This window comes from Nonomuraea sp. WAC 01424 (assembly GCF_003947315.1).
GTDB classification, from domain to species: domain Bacteria; phylum Actinomycetota; class Actinomycetes; order Streptosporangiales; family Streptosporangiaceae; genus Nonomuraea; species Nonomuraea spiralis.
On the sequence record NZ_QHHZ01000008.1, the window covers coordinates 411,690 to 428,586 of the forward strand.

15 protein-coding genes are annotated in these 16,897 nt (G+C 70.5%); 3 read left to right on the plus strand and 12 right to left on the minus strand.

The window, feature by feature from the left end; genetic code table 11:
* Positions 1–10: 10 nt before the first annotated feature.
* The 7 genes from DMB42_RS24025 to DMB42_RS24055 all read right to left on the minus strand — a co-directional run bounded on the left by DMB42_RS24025 (position 11) and on the right by DMB42_RS24055 (position 6,177).
* Complete coding sequence (locus DMB42_RS24025; protein WP_125637226.1) at positions 11–523, minus strand: YbaK/EbsC family protein; 513 nt, start codon at positions 521–523, stop codon at positions 11–13.
* Between the two features lie 63 nt (positions 524–586).
* Entirely contained in the window at positions 587–2,143 is a 1,557-nt protein-coding gene (locus tag DMB42_RS24030; protein ID WP_260477898.1) for a flavin monoamine oxidase family protein, read from the minus strand.
* A 53-nt stretch (positions 2,144–2,196) separates the two neighbouring features.
* The gene (locus tag DMB42_RS24035; RefSeq protein WP_125637227.1) at positions 2,197–3,039 is read right to left on the minus strand and encodes a M55 family metallopeptidase; all 843 of its coding nucleotides are present in this window, start codon (positions 3,037–3,039) and stop codon (positions 2,197–2,199) included.
* A 43-nt stretch (positions 3,040–3,082) separates the two neighbouring features.
* Positions 3,083–4,288, minus strand: a complete 1,206-nt coding sequence (locus DMB42_RS24040) for a DUF6395 domain-containing protein (RefSeq protein ID WP_125637228.1) — start codon at positions 4,286–4,288, stop codon at positions 3,083–3,085.
* Complete coding sequence (locus DMB42_RS24045) at positions 4,279–4,626, minus strand: hypothetical protein (protein WP_125637229.1); 348 nt, start codon at positions 4,624–4,626, stop codon at positions 4,279–4,281. The genes DMB42_RS24040 and DMB42_RS24045 overlap by 10 nt, the downstream gene beginning before the upstream one ends.
* A gap of 80 nt (positions 4,627–4,706) precedes the next feature.
* Positions 4,707–5,480, minus strand: a complete 774-nt coding sequence (locus DMB42_RS24050; RefSeq protein ID WP_125637230.1) for an enoyl-CoA hydratase/isomerase family protein — start codon at positions 5,478–5,480, stop codon at positions 4,707–4,709.
* 28 nt (positions 5,481–5,508) lie between these two features.
* Positions 5,509–6,177 carry a hypothetical protein gene (locus DMB42_RS24055; protein ID WP_125637231.1) on the minus strand — a complete coding sequence of 223 codons (669 nt, stop codon included), beginning with the start codon at positions 6,175–6,177 and terminating at the stop codon, positions 5,509–5,511.
* 114 nt (positions 6,178–6,291) lie between these two features.
* Here DMB42_RS24055 and DMB42_RS24060 point away from each other — a divergent pair, with 114 nt between their 5' ends.
* Complete coding sequence (locus DMB42_RS24060; RefSeq protein WP_125637232.1) at positions 6,292–6,576, plus strand: hypothetical protein; 285 nt, start codon at positions 6,292–6,294, stop codon at positions 6,574–6,576.
* A gap of 79 nt (positions 6,577–6,655) precedes the next feature.
* Here the strand turns inward: DMB42_RS24060 and DMB42_RS24065 are convergent, their stop codons facing one another.
* The 3 genes from DMB42_RS24065 to DMB42_RS24075 all read right to left on the minus strand — a co-directional run bounded on the left by DMB42_RS24065 (position 6,656) and on the right by DMB42_RS24075 (position 8,867).
* Positions 6,656–7,714 carry a 3-deoxy-7-phosphoheptulonate synthase gene (locus DMB42_RS24065; protein WP_125637233.1) on the minus strand — a complete coding sequence of 353 codons (1,059 nt, stop codon included), beginning with the start codon at positions 7,712–7,714 and terminating at the stop codon, positions 6,656–6,658.
* 249 nt (positions 7,715–7,963) lie between these two features.
* Positions 7,964–8,656, minus strand: a complete 693-nt coding sequence (locus DMB42_RS24070) for a CBS domain-containing protein (protein WP_125637234.1) — start codon at positions 8,654–8,656, stop codon at positions 7,964–7,966.
* A 7-nt stretch (positions 8,657–8,663) separates the two neighbouring features.
* Positions 8,664–8,867, minus strand: a complete 204-nt coding sequence (locus tag DMB42_RS24075; RefSeq protein ID WP_125637235.1) for a hypothetical protein — start codon at positions 8,865–8,867, stop codon at positions 8,664–8,666.
* A gap of 181 nt (positions 8,868–9,048) precedes the next feature.
* Between DMB42_RS24075 and DMB42_RS24080 the strand changes: the two genes are divergently transcribed.
* Complete coding sequence (locus DMB42_RS24080; protein WP_125637236.1) at positions 9,049–10,959, plus strand: N-acetylmuramoyl-L-alanine amidase; 1,911 nt, start codon at positions 9,049–9,051, stop codon at positions 10,957–10,959.
* Here the strand turns inward: DMB42_RS24080 and DMB42_RS24085 are convergent.
* Both DMB42_RS24085 and glgP read right to left on the minus strand, forming a co-directional pair.
* Complete coding sequence (locus DMB42_RS24085; protein ID WP_125637237.1) at positions 10,922–11,818, minus strand: MurR/RpiR family transcriptional regulator; 897 nt, start codon at positions 11,816–11,818, stop codon at positions 10,922–10,924. The two genes, DMB42_RS24080 and DMB42_RS24085, sit on opposite strands and share 38 nt — an antisense overlap.
* Before the next feature lie 57 nt (positions 11,819–11,875).
* Complete coding sequence (glgP, locus tag DMB42_RS24090; protein WP_125637238.1) at positions 11,876–14,455, minus strand: alpha-glucan family phosphorylase; 2,580 nt, start codon at positions 14,453–14,455, stop codon at positions 11,876–11,878.
* A gap of 293 nt (positions 14,456–14,748) precedes the next feature.
* Between glgP and DMB42_RS24095 the strand changes: the two genes are divergently transcribed.
* Positions 14,749–16,851 carry an alpha-1,4-glucan--maltose-1-phosphate maltosyltransferase gene (locus tag DMB42_RS24095; protein ID WP_125637239.1) on the plus strand — a complete coding sequence of 701 codons (2,103 nt, stop codon included), beginning with the start codon at positions 14,749–14,751 and terminating at the stop codon, positions 16,849–16,851.
* The last annotated feature ends 46 nt before the right edge of the window (positions 16,852–16,897 follow it).

Genomic DNA, 16,897 nt, shown 5'->3' on the forward strand with positions numbered 1-16,897 from the left:
TCGGGGCACCTCAGGTCGTCAGGGACAGCACCTCGGCGCCCTTCAGCCCGGCCAGCGTGGCTCCCGGCACGGCGAGCTTCGACCTGCGCAGGCCGCTGCCGATCACCACTCTGGGATGGCCGGCGACGTGGGCGTCCACCAGGATCGGCCAGTCGCCGGGCAGCCCGATCGGCGTGATGCCGCCGTATTCCATTCCGGTCAGCTCGACCGCGTCGGCCATCGGCGCGAAACTCGCCTTCCGGGCGTCGAGGTGCTTGCGCACCACGCCGTTCACGTCGACGCGCATCGTCGCGAGCACCATGCACGCGGCGTAGCGCGTCTCACCGCCGCGTCTGGCGGCCACGACCACGCAGTTGGCGAACTCGTCCAGCCGTATGCCGTAGCGCTCGCAGAAGGCGGCCGTGTCGGCCAGGTCCGGGTCGATCTCCGTCACCTCGGCACCCTCGATGCCTGGCACGGCGAGCGCCACCGGATCGGCCAGCAGGTCGCCGCGGTCGGTCGCGGGCACCCAGTGCAACGTCATCCTCGTCTCCTCGATCGCTCTCCCCGACCGACCCTATGCCGGTCCCGGGAGCAGCGTGCGACGTCACGTGGACTGCAACACCCGCTGGTGCAGCAGGGTGACGGCGCTGCGGGCCGACTCCATGGCGCCTGCCTGCCAGGCGATCAAGTGGGTGAGCCAGTCGCCCGCGAAGTAAACCCTTCCGGCGGGGCGTTGCAGAAGAGTGAAGGACGAATCAAAGGACGGCCAGTACATCCAGCCTCCTTGGATGTGCTCCTGGCGGTGCCAGGCGATCGAGACGCTGCCGAGGAGGTTCTGGCGGTATTTGTCGCCGTGGATCTTCCTGCCCTGGGTGAGGGCCTTCCTCCTTCTGTCCTCGGGGGTGAGGGAGCCGTACAGGTCGGCGTTCTGCTCGGTGTTGTAGTAGCCGACGATCAGGCCGCGTTCGGAGTGGTAGCCGTGGGAGGGGTACCAGATGTGGGTGATGTCGAGGTCGGTCTCGGTGACGCCGCCGTAGATGCGGTCCTCCAGTTCCCACCAGCGGCGGCCGTACTCCAGCCCGATCTTCCCGGCCGAGACCGGTATGGGGGTGCTGAGGGCGCTGGTGACCTGGGCGCCGAGGTTGTGCGGGATCCTGGCGAGCAGGTGCGGCGGGAGGGTGGCGACGCAGTAGTCGGCCTTGACGCTGCCGCCGCTGTAGGTCACCTCGACGCCGTCGTCCAGGGTCGTGATCTTGGTGACCTTGGCGCCGGTCCTGATCCGGTCGGCCCCTACGGCCTCGGTCAGCTTCCTGACGATCGCGTCCATGCCGCCGACCGGCTGGAACATGGGGGTGGCCATGTCGTAGCCGAAGTCGTTGGTGATGGCGCGGCCGGTGGCGGCGGCCAGGACGTCGTGGAGGCTGCCGGGGGGCGGGATGGGGGTGCCGGTGTCGAGCGCCGGATATTTGGTGAAACCGCGCCGGGTCGAGCCCTCGTAGTCGAGCTTGGGCCCCAGGTCGCCGAACCGGCGGAGGAATTCGAGCAGGCGTTGCTGGTCGTCGGCGGTGATGACCTTGTCGAGCGCGCCGATATTTGTGGCTTTGGCCAGCAGTTCTGCGACATATCCGTACATGTCGGCTCGGGCGGTGCGGGCCCGCACGGTCCGGCCGTTGGTGTGGACGTACGCGGAGGCGTTGTTGTTGACGAACGTCTCGATCGGGACGCCCAGCTCCCGGCAGTAGTCGAGGGTGACCATCCAGGGGGCGATGCGGCCGGGGCCGGCGTTGAAGTAGACACCCTCGCCGAACTTCACGTCCTGGGCCGGGCCGTTCAGCTCGGTCAGCCGGTCGCCGCCGCGCAGCGTGAGGTTCCGGCCGCCGGCCTTGTCCCTGGCTTCGAGCAGCGTGCAGTCGTAACCGGCCTTGCCCAGCTCGTACGCGGTGGTCAGCCCGGCGACGCCCGCGCCGAGTATCACCACCTTGGCCGCGCCCTTGCCGCGCAGGGAGAAGTCGCCGGGCCGTGGCGCGGCGAACTCCTTGTTCTGGTCGGAGGGGGCGGGCCCGAGCGCGCCCATGGCGGCGTACATGGCGCCCGCGCCGCCCACCGCCCCGATCCCGACGAGCAGCCCCCGCCGGGTCAGCGCCGCGCCTTCCACCGTCACCCGCTCCCTAGATCAGCAGTTACCGACATCTCAGCCGTAGGGCCCGCCGCAGCTCAGCCGTACGGCCCGCTGCCGCAGGCCACCTGGCCGCCGATGGTGGCGAAGATCCCCAACAGCGCCATGATCTGGCGGAAGTCGTCAGTGGTGAACTCGATGTGCCGCGAACCGACGGACTTCACACCGGGCACCAGCGCCACAGCGGCGGCGATGGCAGTGGAGTTCCACTCCACCCCCAGCGTGTACGGCGCCTCCACCCGATAGGGCGTGAAGTCGCTCAACCGCGAAAGCCCGCGCGCCGCCGCCTCACGAATCTTTGCCTGGGCGACGCTCGGCGGCAGCAACTCGGCCGAGAACTTGTCGATCCCGCTCTTCACCGCGACCGTCTCGACGTCGCCGAGCAGCTCGCGCGCCTCCTCGCCGACGGCCTCGTCACCGGTCACCAGCACGACGGGCACGCCGTGGAAGCCCGCGCACGCGGCGACCAGCCGGGTCTCGCCGCACACGTCGCCGTTGAGGTAGACGTTCTGGATCTCCTTGCCCATCCACGTGTGGTTGAGCACGCCGTGCTGGACGCCGGCCCTGGCGTGGTAGCCGACGAAGCACGCGGCCTGGAACGTCCCGTCGATGCCCTGGGCCATGCGCTGGGCCTTGCCCGGCCCGCGGATCAGGGTGGCCCTCGGGTCCAGGAGGTCGATCCGCAGGTTCTTGGTCGAGCCGTGCGCGTCGTTGACCAGCACCGATCCGGCGCCCGCGTCGAACGCGCCCTGGACGGCGGCGTTGGCGTCGGCGGTCATCAGCTCGCAGCCGCGGTCGTAGCCGCGCCCGCCGGCGTGCATCTCCTCGGGGTCGGTCAACCCCGTCACGCCCTCCATGTCCACCGACAGATAGACCTTCACGCAGTCAACTCCTCGCACTTCGCCGGATCCGCCCCGAAAGCGGTCACGCGCCCCAAGTCTCCACCCGCCGCACCTCGGCCTCGGTCATGAGGCCGACCTGAGAGGTCAGGAAGGCGGCCGCCTCCGCGCGCCACGGCTCGGGGATCTCCTCGATCGCCGGGGGGTAGCAGTGGTCGAGCCAGCTCGTGGACTCCTCGGTGGCCTCGAAGTGGTCCAGCGCCTTGGCGAACAGGGACCGTTCGATGCCGGGGACGCGGGCCAGGCCGTACTCGATCATCTCCTGGCCGCCGTACGGGGGCGGTTGCAGCCACTTGCGGGCGACGGGCCGGTCGGCGGTGACGGGGGTGTCCAGCGGGCGGCGCTCGACGGCCGCCTGGATCAGCTCCTTGTACAGGCACTTGCCGCAGGTACGGCAGGGGCCCTCGGTGCCGCGCAGGCACCAGCGGACCTGCTCCTTGAGCTCGGAGTTCAGGGCCAGCCGCATGGTGACGGCCTCGCTCACCCCGCCCACCGGGAGCACGATGTGCACGCCCGCCGCGGCGAACAACCGGCCCCACGCGCCGTGCGGTGCCCACATGGGGTTGTCAGGCGTGAAGCGCAACAAGTAGCGGTCACCGCCGAGCCAGCGTGAACCGAGTTCATAGCCGAAGGCCAGGCCACCGAGGTTCATGCGGTCGGCGAGCAGGAGGGCGCCCGCCGCGACGGCGTGGTGCTCGGGATAACCCGGACGCGGCTCGGCGAGGGTGAACTCCAGGTCGGAGGTGACGGTGGTGAGCTCGCGGCCGGTGCGCTCGGCGAGCTTGGCCAGCACGTCCGAGCGGTAGTGCGGCCACCGGTTGGGCACCCTCGGGTGCGGCACCCGGCGGAAGTGCACGAACGGCGCGGACGGGTGGATGGCCGCGGCGGCCACGGAGTCCGCGCCGCCGCTGTAGGAGATCGCGAGCCGGGCACCGGTCCTGCGCGGTTCGGCGCCCACCGGCCCGGCCTCGATGCCCCACCCGTTGTACAGGGCGGCGGCCACCTCGGCGGAGACGGCCCGGTCGAACGTGATCCGCCGCCTGGTCCAGGGCGCCACGATCGTCCAGGCGGCCACGGCGTACAGGTCGGGGTGGGCGTCGGCGGGCGCGCCGCCGATCGAGCAGGAGTTGGTGGCCAGCTTGACGGGATGGTCGTCGGCCGCCCTGCCGGTGATCTCGTCCTCGGCGTCGAGGCGGAAGGTCAGCCTGCCGCCGGACCAGGTCACGCGCACGGCCGGCCCCCCTCGGCGGCCCCCGGTACGCGGGCCCTCAGGTCGTCGATCGCCTGCCAGACGAGGACCTCGTTCTGGAGCACGTTGTCCAGCGCCTTCGCGGTCTCCTGAGCCAGCCGGTACGTGTCGTCGGCCCTGGCCTTGTCGGCCACCGGCGGCCGGAGGTTCCGCAGCCGCTCGACCTCCCCCTGGAGGGTCGCCATCTCCCTGCGCAGGGTCTGGACCTCCCAGAGCGCGTCCCGGATGTCCTGCCGGTGGTCGGCGACGGAGATGTAACGGGAGTCGAACCACGTACGCACGGCTTTACGCAGCCGGGCGGGGACCGGGACGCGCATCATGGAACGCCACCATACTGGCAAACCCGCTTCCCCTTGGACGAGCTACGCCAATGGGACGGATTCGTACGGTGGGCCGGCGGTCACCGTCCGGTGAACTTGGGCTTGGCCTTCTCCGCGAAGGCCCGCATGCCGATCCTGGCGTCGTCGGTGGCGAACAGGCCCGCGAACTGCAGGCGCTCGATCTCCAGGCCCGAGTCGAGATCCACCTCGACGCCCTGGTCGACGGCCTGCTTGGCGGCACGCAGCGCCACGCTCGGGCCGCCGACGAAGGTGGCCGCCCATTCCAGGGCCGCCGTGTACACCTGCTCGTCCGGCACCACCCGGTCGACCAGGCCGATGTCCAGGGCCTCGGCGGCGGGCACGTGCCGGCCGCTGAAGATCAGGTCCTTGGCACGGGCCGGGCCGACGAGGCGGGGCAGGCGCTGGGTGCCGCCCGCGCCCGGGATGAGCCCGAGCAGGACCTCCGGCTGGCCGAGCTTGGCCGACTCGCCCGCGACCCTGAAGTCGGCGCACAGGTCCAGCTCGCAGCCGCCGCCCAGGGCGTAGCCGGTGACGGCGGCGATGACCGGCTTGCCGATGCGGGCCACCGTGGTGAAGCACGCCTGGAGCGTACGGGAATGGGTGGACATGTCGGCGTAGGACATGTCGGCCATCTCCTTGACGTCCACGCCGGCGGCGAAGACCCGCTCGCCGCCGTAGAGGATCACCGCCTGCGTCTCGGCGTCGGCGTCGACCTGGAGCGCCGCCTCGACGAGCTCCCGCTGCACCTGGACGTTGAGCGCGTTCATCTTCGGACGGTCGAGACGGATCGTGGCGATCTGGTCGGCCACCTCGACGCTCACAAACTCAGCCATGATGCGAACCTAACAGAGCGCTCCCCGCTCACCCCGCCGCGGCAGCCCGTACCTCGTCGGCGGCCTTCCTGTCGTGCGAGACGCGCACCAGCGCCGCCGACAGGCGGACGAGGTCGTCGCCCGAGCGGGCCAGGCGGGCCAGGCCGCGTTCCTGGCGGGGCAGCCCGAGCCGGGCCGCGCCGTCCAGCACCCGCCGGTCCAGGTGCGGCGCGACCTGCGGCCACACGCCCTGGACCTCGCGCAGGAAGATGTCGGCGCCGGTCGGCCCGATGCCGGGGAACTCCCGCAGCAGCTCGCCGATGCGCCCGGGGTCGCCCCCGGCCTCGTCCCGCAGCCTGCGCAGGTCGCCCTTCCAGCGGTCGAGCAGCAGTTCGGCGCCGTCGCCCAGCATGGTCGAGGTGCGTTCGTCGTACCGTCTGTAGTGGCCGCGGCCCAGGGCGTCCACGCGGTCCTGCCAGCTCGCCCGTGCCATGTCACGCGGCGTACGGCAGCCGGCCGCGAACAGCTCACGCGCCGCCGCCACCGCCACCCCGGACGAGATGCGCGCGCTGAGCAGCGTGGCCAGCACGAGGAGCTGGTAGAGCGGCCTCGGCCGGTCGGCGAGCCTGATGCCCGCCTCCGCGGCGAACGACTGGCCGCACCGGTCGAGCAGGGCGTCCAGCACGTCCTTGTCCTTGACGGCGTTCTTCTCAGCCATGACGTCAGCCATGACGGTCCGCTACCCCGGCGCCCCGCGCTCATCCCCGCCCGCGGGCGTTTGCCGCCCTGGTCACAGGGGAGGCGGGGGGTCTCAGGGAGAAGGAGCGCAATCGTGCTGACATTGACTGACAACGCCGTGGTCGCCATCCGTGACCTGATGGTCGGTGAGGACGTGCCCGCGAACGCCGGCCTGCGGATCGCTCCCAAACCGGACGAGGCGGGCACTTTGGAGGTGTCGCTCGCCAGCACGCCGTACGCCGGCGACCAGGTCATCGAGCAGGAGGACGTCCGCGTCTTCGTGGCCGAGGACGCCGCGCCCATCCTCGACGACAAGTCGCTGGACGCCCAGCCGGGCACGCCGGGGCACCCGACGTTCCGGCTGGACCGGCGGACCTGACCGAGACCGTCCCGGCGGCCCGCCTCACATCCGGGCGGGCCGCCCGGACGCCGTCAGCCTGCGCCGTCAGCCCGCGCCGTCAGACCGCGTCGCGGCCCGCTCGTACGGCGTCGGCCAGCTCGACCAGCAGGCGCTCGGTCTCCTCCCAGCCGACACAGGCGTCGGTGATGCTCTGCCCGTACGTCAGGCCCTCCACCGGACCGGGCTCCTGCCGCCCCGGCAGCAGGAAGCTCTCCACCATCAGCCCGGCGATGCCCTTCTCCCCCGCCGCGAGACGGCCGGCCACCTCACGCACCACCGCCGCCTGGCGCACGTGGTCCTTGCCGCTGTTGCCATGGCTGGCGTCGATGATCAGCCGCTCCGGCAGCCCGGCCTTGGCCAGCAGCGCGAGCGCGTCGGCGAGGGGCTCGGGGCCGTAGTTGGGGCCGGTGCGCCCGCCGCGCAGGATGATGTGGCAGTCGGGGTTCCCGGTGGTCGAGACGACCGCGGCCCGGCCCTCGTCGTCGATGCCGAAGAACACCTGCGGGTGCGAGGCCGCCTTGACGCCGTCGATGGCCACCTGCACGTCGCCGTCGGTCGCGTTCTTGAAGCCGACCGGCATGGACAGGCCGGAGGTGAGCTGGCGGTGCACCTGGCTCTCGGGCGTACGCGCGCCGATCGCGCCCCAGGTGACCGCGTCGGCGATGTACTGCGGGCTGGTGGGCTCCAGGAACTCGCAGCCCACCGGCAGCCCGGTGTCGAGCACGTCGAGCAGCACCGTCCTGGCCAGGCGCAGCCCGCGGTGGACGTCGTGGCCGCCGTCGATGTCCGGGTCGTTGATCAGGCCCTTCCAGCCGATGGTGGTGCGCGGCTTCTCGAAGTAGACCCGCATGACCACGCACAGGGCGTCGCCGAGGTCGCGGGTGGCGGCGGCCAGGCGGCGGGCGTAGTCGAGCGCGGCCTCCGGGTCGTGCACCGAGCACGGGCCGACGATGAGCAGCAGGCGGTCGTCATCGCCGGCGAGCACGTCGCGCACCGCGCTCCTGCTCGCCGCCACCAGGGCCTCGCGCTCGGGGCCGAGCGGCTGTTCACCGATCAGGTCGTGGGGCGTGGGCAGGGGTTCGAACGAGGTGATGCGCAGGTCGCTGGTCGTGGTCATGGGCTGTGTCCTCCGCTTTCGACAGGAGTTCGAAGGCGGTACGGCCCACGTCCGTGGCCCCCGGAACCGTCCGCCTGAACGACGAAAGGCAGAGACGGGACGTCTCTGCCTTTGGCTCCGGGTGATCAGTAAGTCAGCGCATGTGACCCTCGGCTCCACCCGGAGCCGGCACATAGCGCCAAAATCGGCTGATCACTGACATGGTGTTGACGCTAGCAGACGCCGGGTGACCGCTCCAAATCCGGTCCGCTATCCGAGATCGGATTCCCAGCCGGGTTCGCGCAGGTCCCCGAGCCCGTACAGGCCGACCAGGGTGCCATCGGCACGGGTGACGACGACGTGGTCGACGTTCGCGCCCTCCATGCGCCGGGCCAGGTCGTCGAGCTGTTCGCTGGGCCGTACGGTGGTGACGCCGGTGTTCATGGCGGACTCGGCGGTGCCGGTCAGGTCGGCGCCCTTGAGCTCGCGCGACCCGATGACCCCCTGGACGACGTCGTCCCGGTCCACCACGACCGCGAGCCCGGCCGGGTCGGCGACGATCCGCTCGGTGAGCTCCTCCAGCGGGTCCTCCAGTCCGGCCGTGACCGGGTCGCGCCGAGTGCCCGAGGCGACCAGCACGGCCTCCCCCTCGTACGGCAGGTCGGCCGACAACCAGTCCATCTTGCCCAGGCCGTAGTCGTGCACGTCGGCGAAGCCGAGCCGGGTCAGCCGGTGGGCCGCGCGCGGGCTCAGGTCGCAGAGCCAGTCGTGGCAGTAGACGACGACCGGCCGCGTGCGGTCCAGCAGGTCGCCGGCCAGCCGGTCGAGCGAGCCGAGCGGCAGGTGCACGGCTCCGGGCAGGTGGGCCCAGGCGTACTCCCGTTCGGGCAGCACCTCGGCGAGCTGGGCCCCGCGGCTCGCGAGCAGGTCCTGGACGCCCTCGCGGTCGATGATGTCCGTCATCAGGCGCTCAGCCCTCCCCCCGGCGGGGCCGTTCGGACTTGGGTCCTTCGGCGCGGTCGCCGCCCACCTTGCGCGGGCTCTTGTCCGGATCCGACTGCAGTTTCCTGGCCACCCGTTTCTTGAGCTCCTGCTCGCTCATCCCCTGCCGGTCCAGCTGCTTGCGGAGCCGGCGGCGCTCGTTGTCGTACGCGTGACTTCCGGGTCGAGGCATGACAGGTCCCCCTCTCCTCCCGATGCCCCGCTACCCCGCCCCCCACCCGGTAGTCCTTCGCCCTCCGGGCTGATCGGACCCCCGTTAAGGGATGAAAAATATCTTCGCAAAGTTCTCGCCAGCGAAGGAAAATGTTGAGACGCTGATCTCGCACCACGCCCCCCCAGTCAAGGAGCGGTTCATGCGCAGAGCGCTGGCGATCGCGGTCGTCGCCTTGTTGCCCTTAACCCAAGTTCCATCGGCCAACGCCGAAGAGCCCGCCGACCGGCAGCAGGCGTTCGCCGCCGCCGCCGACGAGTTCAAGGTCCCCGAGAGCGTGCTGCTCGGCGTCTCCTACCTGGAGTCCCGCTGGGACGCCCACGCGGGCCAGCCGTCCAGCGACGCCGGCTTCGGCCCGATGCACCTCACGGACGCGGCCGCGTACACCGACTCGAACCACCACGGAGACGGCGAGGAGGACGCCCGCGGCGACGAGAGCAGGCCCCTCGCCCCCACCCCGGTCCCCGCCACGGCGGACATCCCCGCCTCGCTGCGCACGATGGAGCGGGCCGCGCAGCTCACCGGCGAGAGCCACGAGCGGCTGCGCACCGACGACGCGGCCAACATCCGCGGCGGCGCGGCGCTGCTCGCCGACTACCAGAAGAGCCTCGGCGCGCCTCTGAGCGCCAACCCGGGCGAATGGTACGGAGCCGTCGCCAAGTACTCCGGCGCGGAGGAGTCCGACGCGGCCAAGTTCTTCGCCGACGAGGTCTACGCCACCATCCAGGAAGGCGCCGAGCGCACCACGGACGACGGGCAGAAGGTCACCCTGCCCAAGGTCCCGGACCTGGAGAAGATCGAGAAGTGGCTGGAGAAGCTCGGCCTGAGGGCCCCGCGCCGCGACGGCGTCGAGTGCCCGGCCTCGATCTCCTGCGAGTGGATCCCGTCGGCCTACCAGGAGCTCCCGCCGGACGACTACGGGCACTACGACCTGGCCAACCGCCCGGTCAGCCAGAAGGTCGACTACATCATCATCCACGACATGGAGGGCTACTTCCTCCCGTCGATCAAGCTCAACCAGGACCCCAACTACGGCGCGAGCTGGCACTACTCGGTCCGTTCCACTGACGGGCACATCGCCCAGCACATCAAGACCAAGGACGTCGGCTGGCAGGCCGGCAACTGGTACATCAACGCCAAGTCCATCGGCATCGAGCACGAGGGATTCCTGGCCGAGGGTGCCACCTGGTACACCGAGGCGATGTACCGCTCGTCGGCCCGCCTCGTGCGCTACCTGGCGTTCAAGCACGGCGTGCCGCTCGACCGCGCCCACATCCTGGGCCACGACAACGTCCCGGGCACGATCCCGAGCACGGTACGCGGCATGCACGAGGACCCGGGGCCGTTCTGGGACTGGGCGCACTACTTCCAGCTCATGGGCGCGCCGCTGCACCAGCTCGGCGGCCCGAGGTCCGGCTCGGTCATGATCAAGCCGGACTTCGCCACCAACAAGCCCTACTTCTACGGCTGCGACCGCAAGAACCCCGAGGCGGCCTGCCCGCCGCTCAGCGCCGGCACGGTGTGGCTGCGTACCGAGCCCCGCGAGGACGCCCCGCTGATCAAGGACATCGGCAAGCACCCGACCGGCGGCTCGCTCTACAGCGTGTACGACCACAGCGCCAGGGCCAGCACGGGCCAGCGCTTCGCCGTCGCCGACCGGCAGGGCGACTGGACGGCGATCTGGTACCTCGGTCAGAAGGGGTGGTTCCACAACCCGGCGGCGGCCCCGACCGCGGTCCCGTCCATGGGGCTCGTCGTGACCCCGAAGGCGGGCAAGGCGACCGTCCCGGTGTACGGCCGGGCCTACCCGGAGCAGGAGGCCTACCCGGCCGACATCCCGTACCAGGCGGTGACGCCGCTGCAGTACACGTTCTCGGCGGGCGAGAAGTACACGCTGGCCGGGCCGGCCGCCACCGAGTACTACCGGGCGGTCACCTTCAACCTGGCCGACCACAAGGTGGTCAAGGGGAAGACGAAGTACCTGGAGATCCAGTTCGGGCACCGGGTGATGTACGTCAAGGCTGACGACGTGCAGGTGACGTTCTCCGGGTGAACTCCTTGACGGCGCGCCTGGTGCTCGCGAGCGCCTCCTGAGAGGAGTCGAACGTACGCTGGGCGACGCCGACGAACACGCAGTCGACGACGAGGAGCTGGCTGATCCGGCTGGCCAGGGCGCCGGGACGGAACTCCGTCTCGCGCCCGGCCGAGATCAGCACGTGCTCGGCCAGCTCCGCGATCGTCGAGCGCGGGTTGTTGGTGACGGCCACCGTGGTGGCCCCCGCCTCGCCCGCCCGGCGCAGCGGCTCGATCACGTCGGGGGTCTCGCCGGAGGTGCTGATGCCGATCGCCACGTCACCCGTCTTCAGCAGGACGGCGCTGGTCAGGGCCAGGTGGGCGTCCTGGAAGGCGTGGCTGGACAGGCCGATGCGCAGGAGCTTCTGGGCGACGTCCTCGGCGACTAAGCCCGAGGCGCCGACGCCGTAGGCGTCGATGCGCCTGGCCCCCACGATCGCGTCGACGACCAGCCCCAGGCGTTCGCTGGTGAGCTGGGCGACGGTGTCGTTGATGGCCTCGGACTCGGCCCTGGCCACCTTCTGGATGACCTCCGACAGCGGGCCGTCGGGCGCCAGGTCGCCGGGCACGAGCCGGTCGGGCTGCGCGGCGGCCGCCGCCAGGGCCAGCCTGAGCTGCGGATATCCGGCGAAGCCGAGCAGCCGCGCGGTGCGTACGATCGTCGCCTCGCTGGTGCCGGAGGCGGCCGACAGCTCCGTGATGGTGCTGCGCGCGACCGTGGCCGGATTTTCCAGGATGAGGCGGGCGACGGTCTGCGCGGCAGGCGTCAGGGACGGCAGCACACCGCGGACCGTGGCCACCAGATTGTCGGCCCGCAGGCCGTTCCCGCTGTCGTCCACGGTCCTGATTATGCACCGCCCGATCGCCGGGCCGGGCTGGTCCGGCGATCGGACATATCAGCGCAAGGTCCCGTTCGTCATCCCCACAGGCTCCTCAGGAACGGCGATCAGCCCCAATTCCGCAGGAGTGGCGGCATACGGGTGATACGGAACAACCCGAACGGTGTACCCGAAAGCCCCCGTACGGTCGAGCGGAACCCGGCCCGTCCAGTGGGCCCGGCCGTCGTCCTCCAGGGACTCCAGGGACAGCCGCGCGTACCGCGGGTGGACCAGCTCGTCGTGCGGACCGACCTTGCCGTACGCGGCCTCGACCAGCACGTCCCCGGGCTCCAGGTCGCCGAGCGCGATCGTGGCGCGCAGCTCGACCGAGGCGCCCACCTCGGGGGTGTCCCCCACGCCCGACGCCTCGACGTGCTCGACCCGCACACCGGGCCAGGCCCTCGCGACCCGGACGCGCCAGGCCGCGAACGCCTTGGCCGGGGCGTAGGAGTCGGCCGACAACGCGCGGGCCGACTGGGCGGCCGGCGTGTAGAGGCCGACCACGTAGTCGCGCAGCATGCGCCCGGCCAGCACCTTGGGCCCGAGGGAGGCCAGGGTGTGCTTGACCATCTCCATCCACCGGCGCGGCAGCTCGTCGAAGGGCCGGTCGTAGAAGCGGTCGGACACCTCGTGCTCGATCAGGTCGTACAGGGCGCCGGCCTCCAGCTCGTCACGCCGGTCGGGGTCGCTCACCCCGTCGGCGGTCGGGATGGCCCAGCCGTTGGTGCCGTCGTACCACTCGTCCCACCAGCCGTCGCGGATCGACAGGTTGAGCCCGCCGTTCAGCGCCGACTTCATGCCCGAGGTGCCGGACGCCTCCAGCGGGCGCAGCGGGTTGTTCAGCCACACGTCGCAGCCCTGGACCATGAGCCGGCCGAGGGTCATGTCGTAGTCGGGCAGGAAGACGATCCGGTGGCGCACGTTGTGCTGGTCGGCGAACTTGACGATCTGCTGGATCAGCTTCTTGCCGCCCTCGTCGGCCGGATGCGCCTTGCCCGCGATCACGATCTGCACCGGCTTGTCCGGATCGAGCAGCAGACGGGCCAGACGCCGCGGATCGCGCAACATGAGCGTGAGCCGCTTGTACGACGGCACCCGCCGGGCGAAGCCGATGGTCAGCACGTCGGGGTCGAGCGCCTCGTCGATCCAGCCCAGCTCGGCGACCGACGCGCCGCGCTCGCGCCACGACCTGCGCAGCCGTTCGCGGGCGCCCTCGACCAGCCGCCCGCGCAGCTTGCCGCGGATCTCCCAGATCTCGCTGTCGGAGATCTTCTGGATGCCCTCCCAGCCGCGGGCGCGCTCGATCAGCGAGGGCAGCTCGCGGCCCGCCAGCTCCATGAACTCGCGGCCGACCCAGGTGGGCGCGTGCACGCCGTTCGTGATCGAGCCGATGGGCACCTCGTCGAGGTCGAAGCCCGGCCACAGGTCCTTGAACATCTCCCGGCTGACCTCGCCGTGCAGCTCGGAGACGCCGTTGACGCGCTGGGACAGGCGCATGCCCATGACGGCCATGTTGAACCGGCCGGGCTCGGCCTCGGCGCCCAGGGCCAGGATGCGTTCGACGGGCACGGTCGGCCAGGCGGCCTCGCCGCCGAAGTGGCGTTCGATCAGGTCGCAGGGGAAACGGTCGATGCCCGCGGGCACCGGCGTGTGCGTGGTGAAAACCGTGCCCGCGCGTACGGCCTCCAGCGCCTCGTCGAACGACAGGCGCGACTCGGTCAGCTCGCGGATGCGTTCCAGGCCGAGGAAGCCGGCGTGGCCCTCGTTGGTGTGGAAGACCTCGGGCGCGGCGTGGCCGGTGATGCGGCAGTAGGCCCGGATCGCGCGTACGCCGCCCACGCCCAGCAGCAGCTCCTGCATGAGCCGGTGGTCGGTGCCGCCGCCGTAGAGGCGGTCGGTGACGTCGCGGGCGGCGGTGTCGTTCTCGGCCACGTCGGAGTCGAGCAGCAGCAGCGGCACCCGGCCCACCTGCGCCACCCACACCTGGGCGTGCAGGACGCGGCTCTCCGGCAGGCCGAGCCGGATCTTGACGGGTTCGTCGCCGTCCTTCAGCAGGGTCAGCGGCAGGCCGTCGGCGTCGAGCGCCGGGTAGTGCTCAAGCTGCCAGCCCTCTGGCGAAAGCGACTGGGTGAAGTAGCCGTGGCGGTAGAGCAGGCCGACCGCGAGGATCGGCACGCCCAGGTCACTGGCCGCCTTGAGGTGGTCTCCGGCGAGGATGCCGAGACCGCCCGAGTACTGGGGCATCGCGGCGGCGATGCCGTACTCGGGGGAGAAGTAGGCGATGGCGCGGGCGACGTCGGGCAGTGTCTGGTACCAGCGCGGCGACGTCATGTACTCGCGCAGGTCGTCGACCGCGTCGGCGAGGCGGCGCAGGAAACGGCGGTCGGCGGCCAGCTCGTTGAGCCGGGCCGGTGTGACGGCGCCGAGCAGGGCCACGGGATCGTGACCGACCTGTTCCCACAGGGCCGCGTCGACCTCGGCGAAGAGGTCGATCGTCTCCGGGTGCCATGACCAACGGAGATTGTGCACGAGCTCGCCCAGAGCGGCCAGCTCCGCGGGCAGGACGGTGCGGACGGTAAACCGGCGGATAGCTCTCACGTTTCTGCACCCTACGGGCTAGGAGGGACCTCTCAGTCCTTCACCCCCACGAAGCCCCTTCAAACCCCTCCAGGAAACAAGCATGAAGACGGACGATTGGGGCAACTTTCCTCTTTGTTGGCTCTCCCGGGAACACACTCGGGAGGTCTATCCGCTGCTGTCCACTATTTACGTGCAAGGATCGTTACCGGCGGGGTAGGCCGTATCCATCGGCCCCTCGCGGTTGCGAAATCTTGCACCTACGGAAAGCCTCCGGCGGCACCGAGCGCGCCGCCGCAAACCCTGCGAATGCGATGATCGGACGAATTCCCATCACGGACATCTCCCCCGTCGTCGACTGCGGGCAGTGGCCCGCCAAGGCGGTCGCCGGCGAGACCTTCCAGGTCTCGGCGACCGTGTTCAGAGAAGGCCACGACGCCGTGGCCGCGGGTGTGGTGCTCACCGCGCCCGATGGACAACGTGGTCGTCTGAGACGCATGCGCGAGCTCGCCCCCGGCACCGACCGCTGGGGTGTCGACGTGAGCCTGCCGGCCGAGGGCGACTGGCTGTTCCGCGTGGAGGCGTGGAGCGATCCGATCAGCTCGTGGCTGCACGACGCGGAGATCAAGATCCCGCGCGGCCTCGACGCCGACCTGATGTGCGAGGAAGGCGCCCGCCTGTTCGAACGGGCCGCCAAGGCCGTCCGTACGGCCGACTGCCCGGTGCAGAACGGCCAGACGGGCGCCGGCAGCGGCCACACCAGGAACGGCATGGGCAACAGCAAGGGCAACGGCAACGGCGACAGCGCGTGCGGCCACCGCGCGGCGCTGCTGTCGGTCGCGGCCACGCTGCGTGACGACGAGCTCGACCCGCGCGCCAGACTCTCCATCGCCCAGCTCCCCGAGACGGCCGCGCTGCTGGACGCGCATCCGTTCCGCGAGCTGGTGACCAGGGCGAAGCCCTACAAGGTACGGGTCGACCGGCGCCGGGCGCTCTACGGCTCCTGGTACGAGTTCTTCCCCAGGTCCGAGGGCGCGGTCGTCAGCGAGCTGGGCGTCGCCAGGTCGGGCACCTTCCAGACCGCGGCGAAGCGGCTGCCCGCGATCGCCAAGATGGGCTTCGACGTCGTCTACCTGCCGCCGATCCATCCCATCGGCCAGACCTTCCGTAAGGGCCGCAACAACACCCTCAGCCCGGAGCCCGACGAGCCCGGCTCGCCCTGGGCGATCGGCTCCGAGGACGGCGGCCACGACGCGGTCCATCCAGATCTGGGCACCCTTGAGGACTTCGACGAGTTCGTCGGCCAGACCCGCGCGCTGGGCATGGAGGTCGCGCTCGACTTCGCCCTGCAGTGCGCGCCGGACCACCCGTGGGTCAAGGAGCACCCGGAGTGGTTCACGATCCGGGCGGACGGGACGATCGCGTACGCCGAGAACCCGCCGAAGAAGTACCAGGACATCTATCCGATCAACTTCGACCGGGATCCCGAGGGGATCTTCGCCGAGGTCCGGCGGGTGCTGCGGCACTGGATGGACCACGGCGTACGGATCTTCCGGGTGGACAACCCGCACACCAAGCCGGTGGCGTTCTGGGAGCGCATGCTGGCCGACATCCACACGACCGACCCGGACGTGATCTTCCTGGCGGAGGCGTTCACCCGGCCCGCGATGCTCCAGACGCTGGCGAAGACGGGATTCCACCAGTCGTACACGTATTACACGTGGAAGAACTCGAAATGGGATGTGGAGACGTACCTCTCCGAACTCGCGCATGAGACGTCCGCTTTCCTGCGGCCGAATCTGTTCGTCAACACCCCCGACATCCTGCACGAATACCTGCAGCACGGCGGCGGGCCGGCGTTCCGGATCCGGGCCGTGCTGGCGGCCCTCACGTCACCGACCTGGGGGGTCTACTCCGGGTACGAGTTGGGGGAGAACGTCCCGGTACGTCCCGGCAGCGAGGAGTACCTCGATAGCGAGAAATATCAGTACAAGCCCCGCGACTGGGTGGCGGCCGAGCGCGAGGGAAGGACCCTGGCCCCGCTCATCACCCATCTGAATTTGTTCCGAAGAGCGCATCCCGCGCTGCAGGAATTGCGTAACCTACGGTTCCACAGGGTCGACCATCCGGACATCGTCTGCTTCTCCAAACGACTTCCGGGCGCCTACGACACGGCCACACGAAGGCACGGGCTGGGCGACGTCGTACTGGCGGTTGTCAATCTTGATCCTCACCACACCCACGAGGCGACGGTAGATCTCGACCTGCCCGCCATCGGTCTCGACTGGAACGCCGAGTTCGTCGTGGACGACGAGCTGTCAGGCGAGTCCTACCGCTGGAGGCAGACCAACTATGTGCGTCTCGACCCTCACATCCAGCCTGCCCACATTCTCACCGTACGAGCCGCGCCACGGTAGAACAGAATTCAGCGGGGAGTCTTCAACGTGTGTGAAAGCGCCCTCC

Coding starts and splice junctions, on each gene's coding strand:
- DMB42_RS24045 (WP_125637229.1), bottom strand. CDS start 4,626: ATGATGCGCGTCCCGGTCCCCGCCCGGCTGCGTAAAGCCGTGCGTACG.
- DMB42_RS24095 (WP_125637239.1), top strand. CDS start 14,749: ATGATCGGACGAATTCCCATCACGGACATCTCCCCCGTCGTCGACTGC.
- DMB42_RS24065 (WP_125637233.1), bottom strand. CDS start 7,714: ATGACCACGACCAGCGACCTGCGCATCACCTCGTTCGAACCCCTGCCC.
- DMB42_RS24080 (WP_125637236.1), top strand. CDS start 9,049: ATGCGCAGAGCGCTGGCGATCGCGGTCGTCGCCTTGTTGCCCTTAACC.
- DMB42_RS24075 (WP_125637235.1), bottom strand. CDS start 8,867: ATGCCTCGACCCGGAAGTCACGCGTACGACAACGAGCGCCGCCGGCTC.
- DMB42_RS24025 (WP_125637226.1), bottom strand. CDS start 523: ATGACGTTGCACTGGGTGCCCGCGACCGACCGCGGCGACCTGCTGGCC.
- DMB42_RS24070 (WP_125637234.1), bottom strand. CDS start 8,656: ATGACGGACATCATCGACCGCGAGGGCGTCCAGGACCTGCTCGCGAGC.
- DMB42_RS24055 (WP_125637231.1), bottom strand. CDS start 6,177: ATGGCTGAGAAGAACGCCGTCAAGGACAAGGACGTGCTGGACGCCCTG.
- DMB42_RS24050 (WP_125637230.1), bottom strand. CDS start 5,480: ATGGCTGAGTTTGTGAGCGTCGAGGTGGCCGACCAGATCGCCACGATC.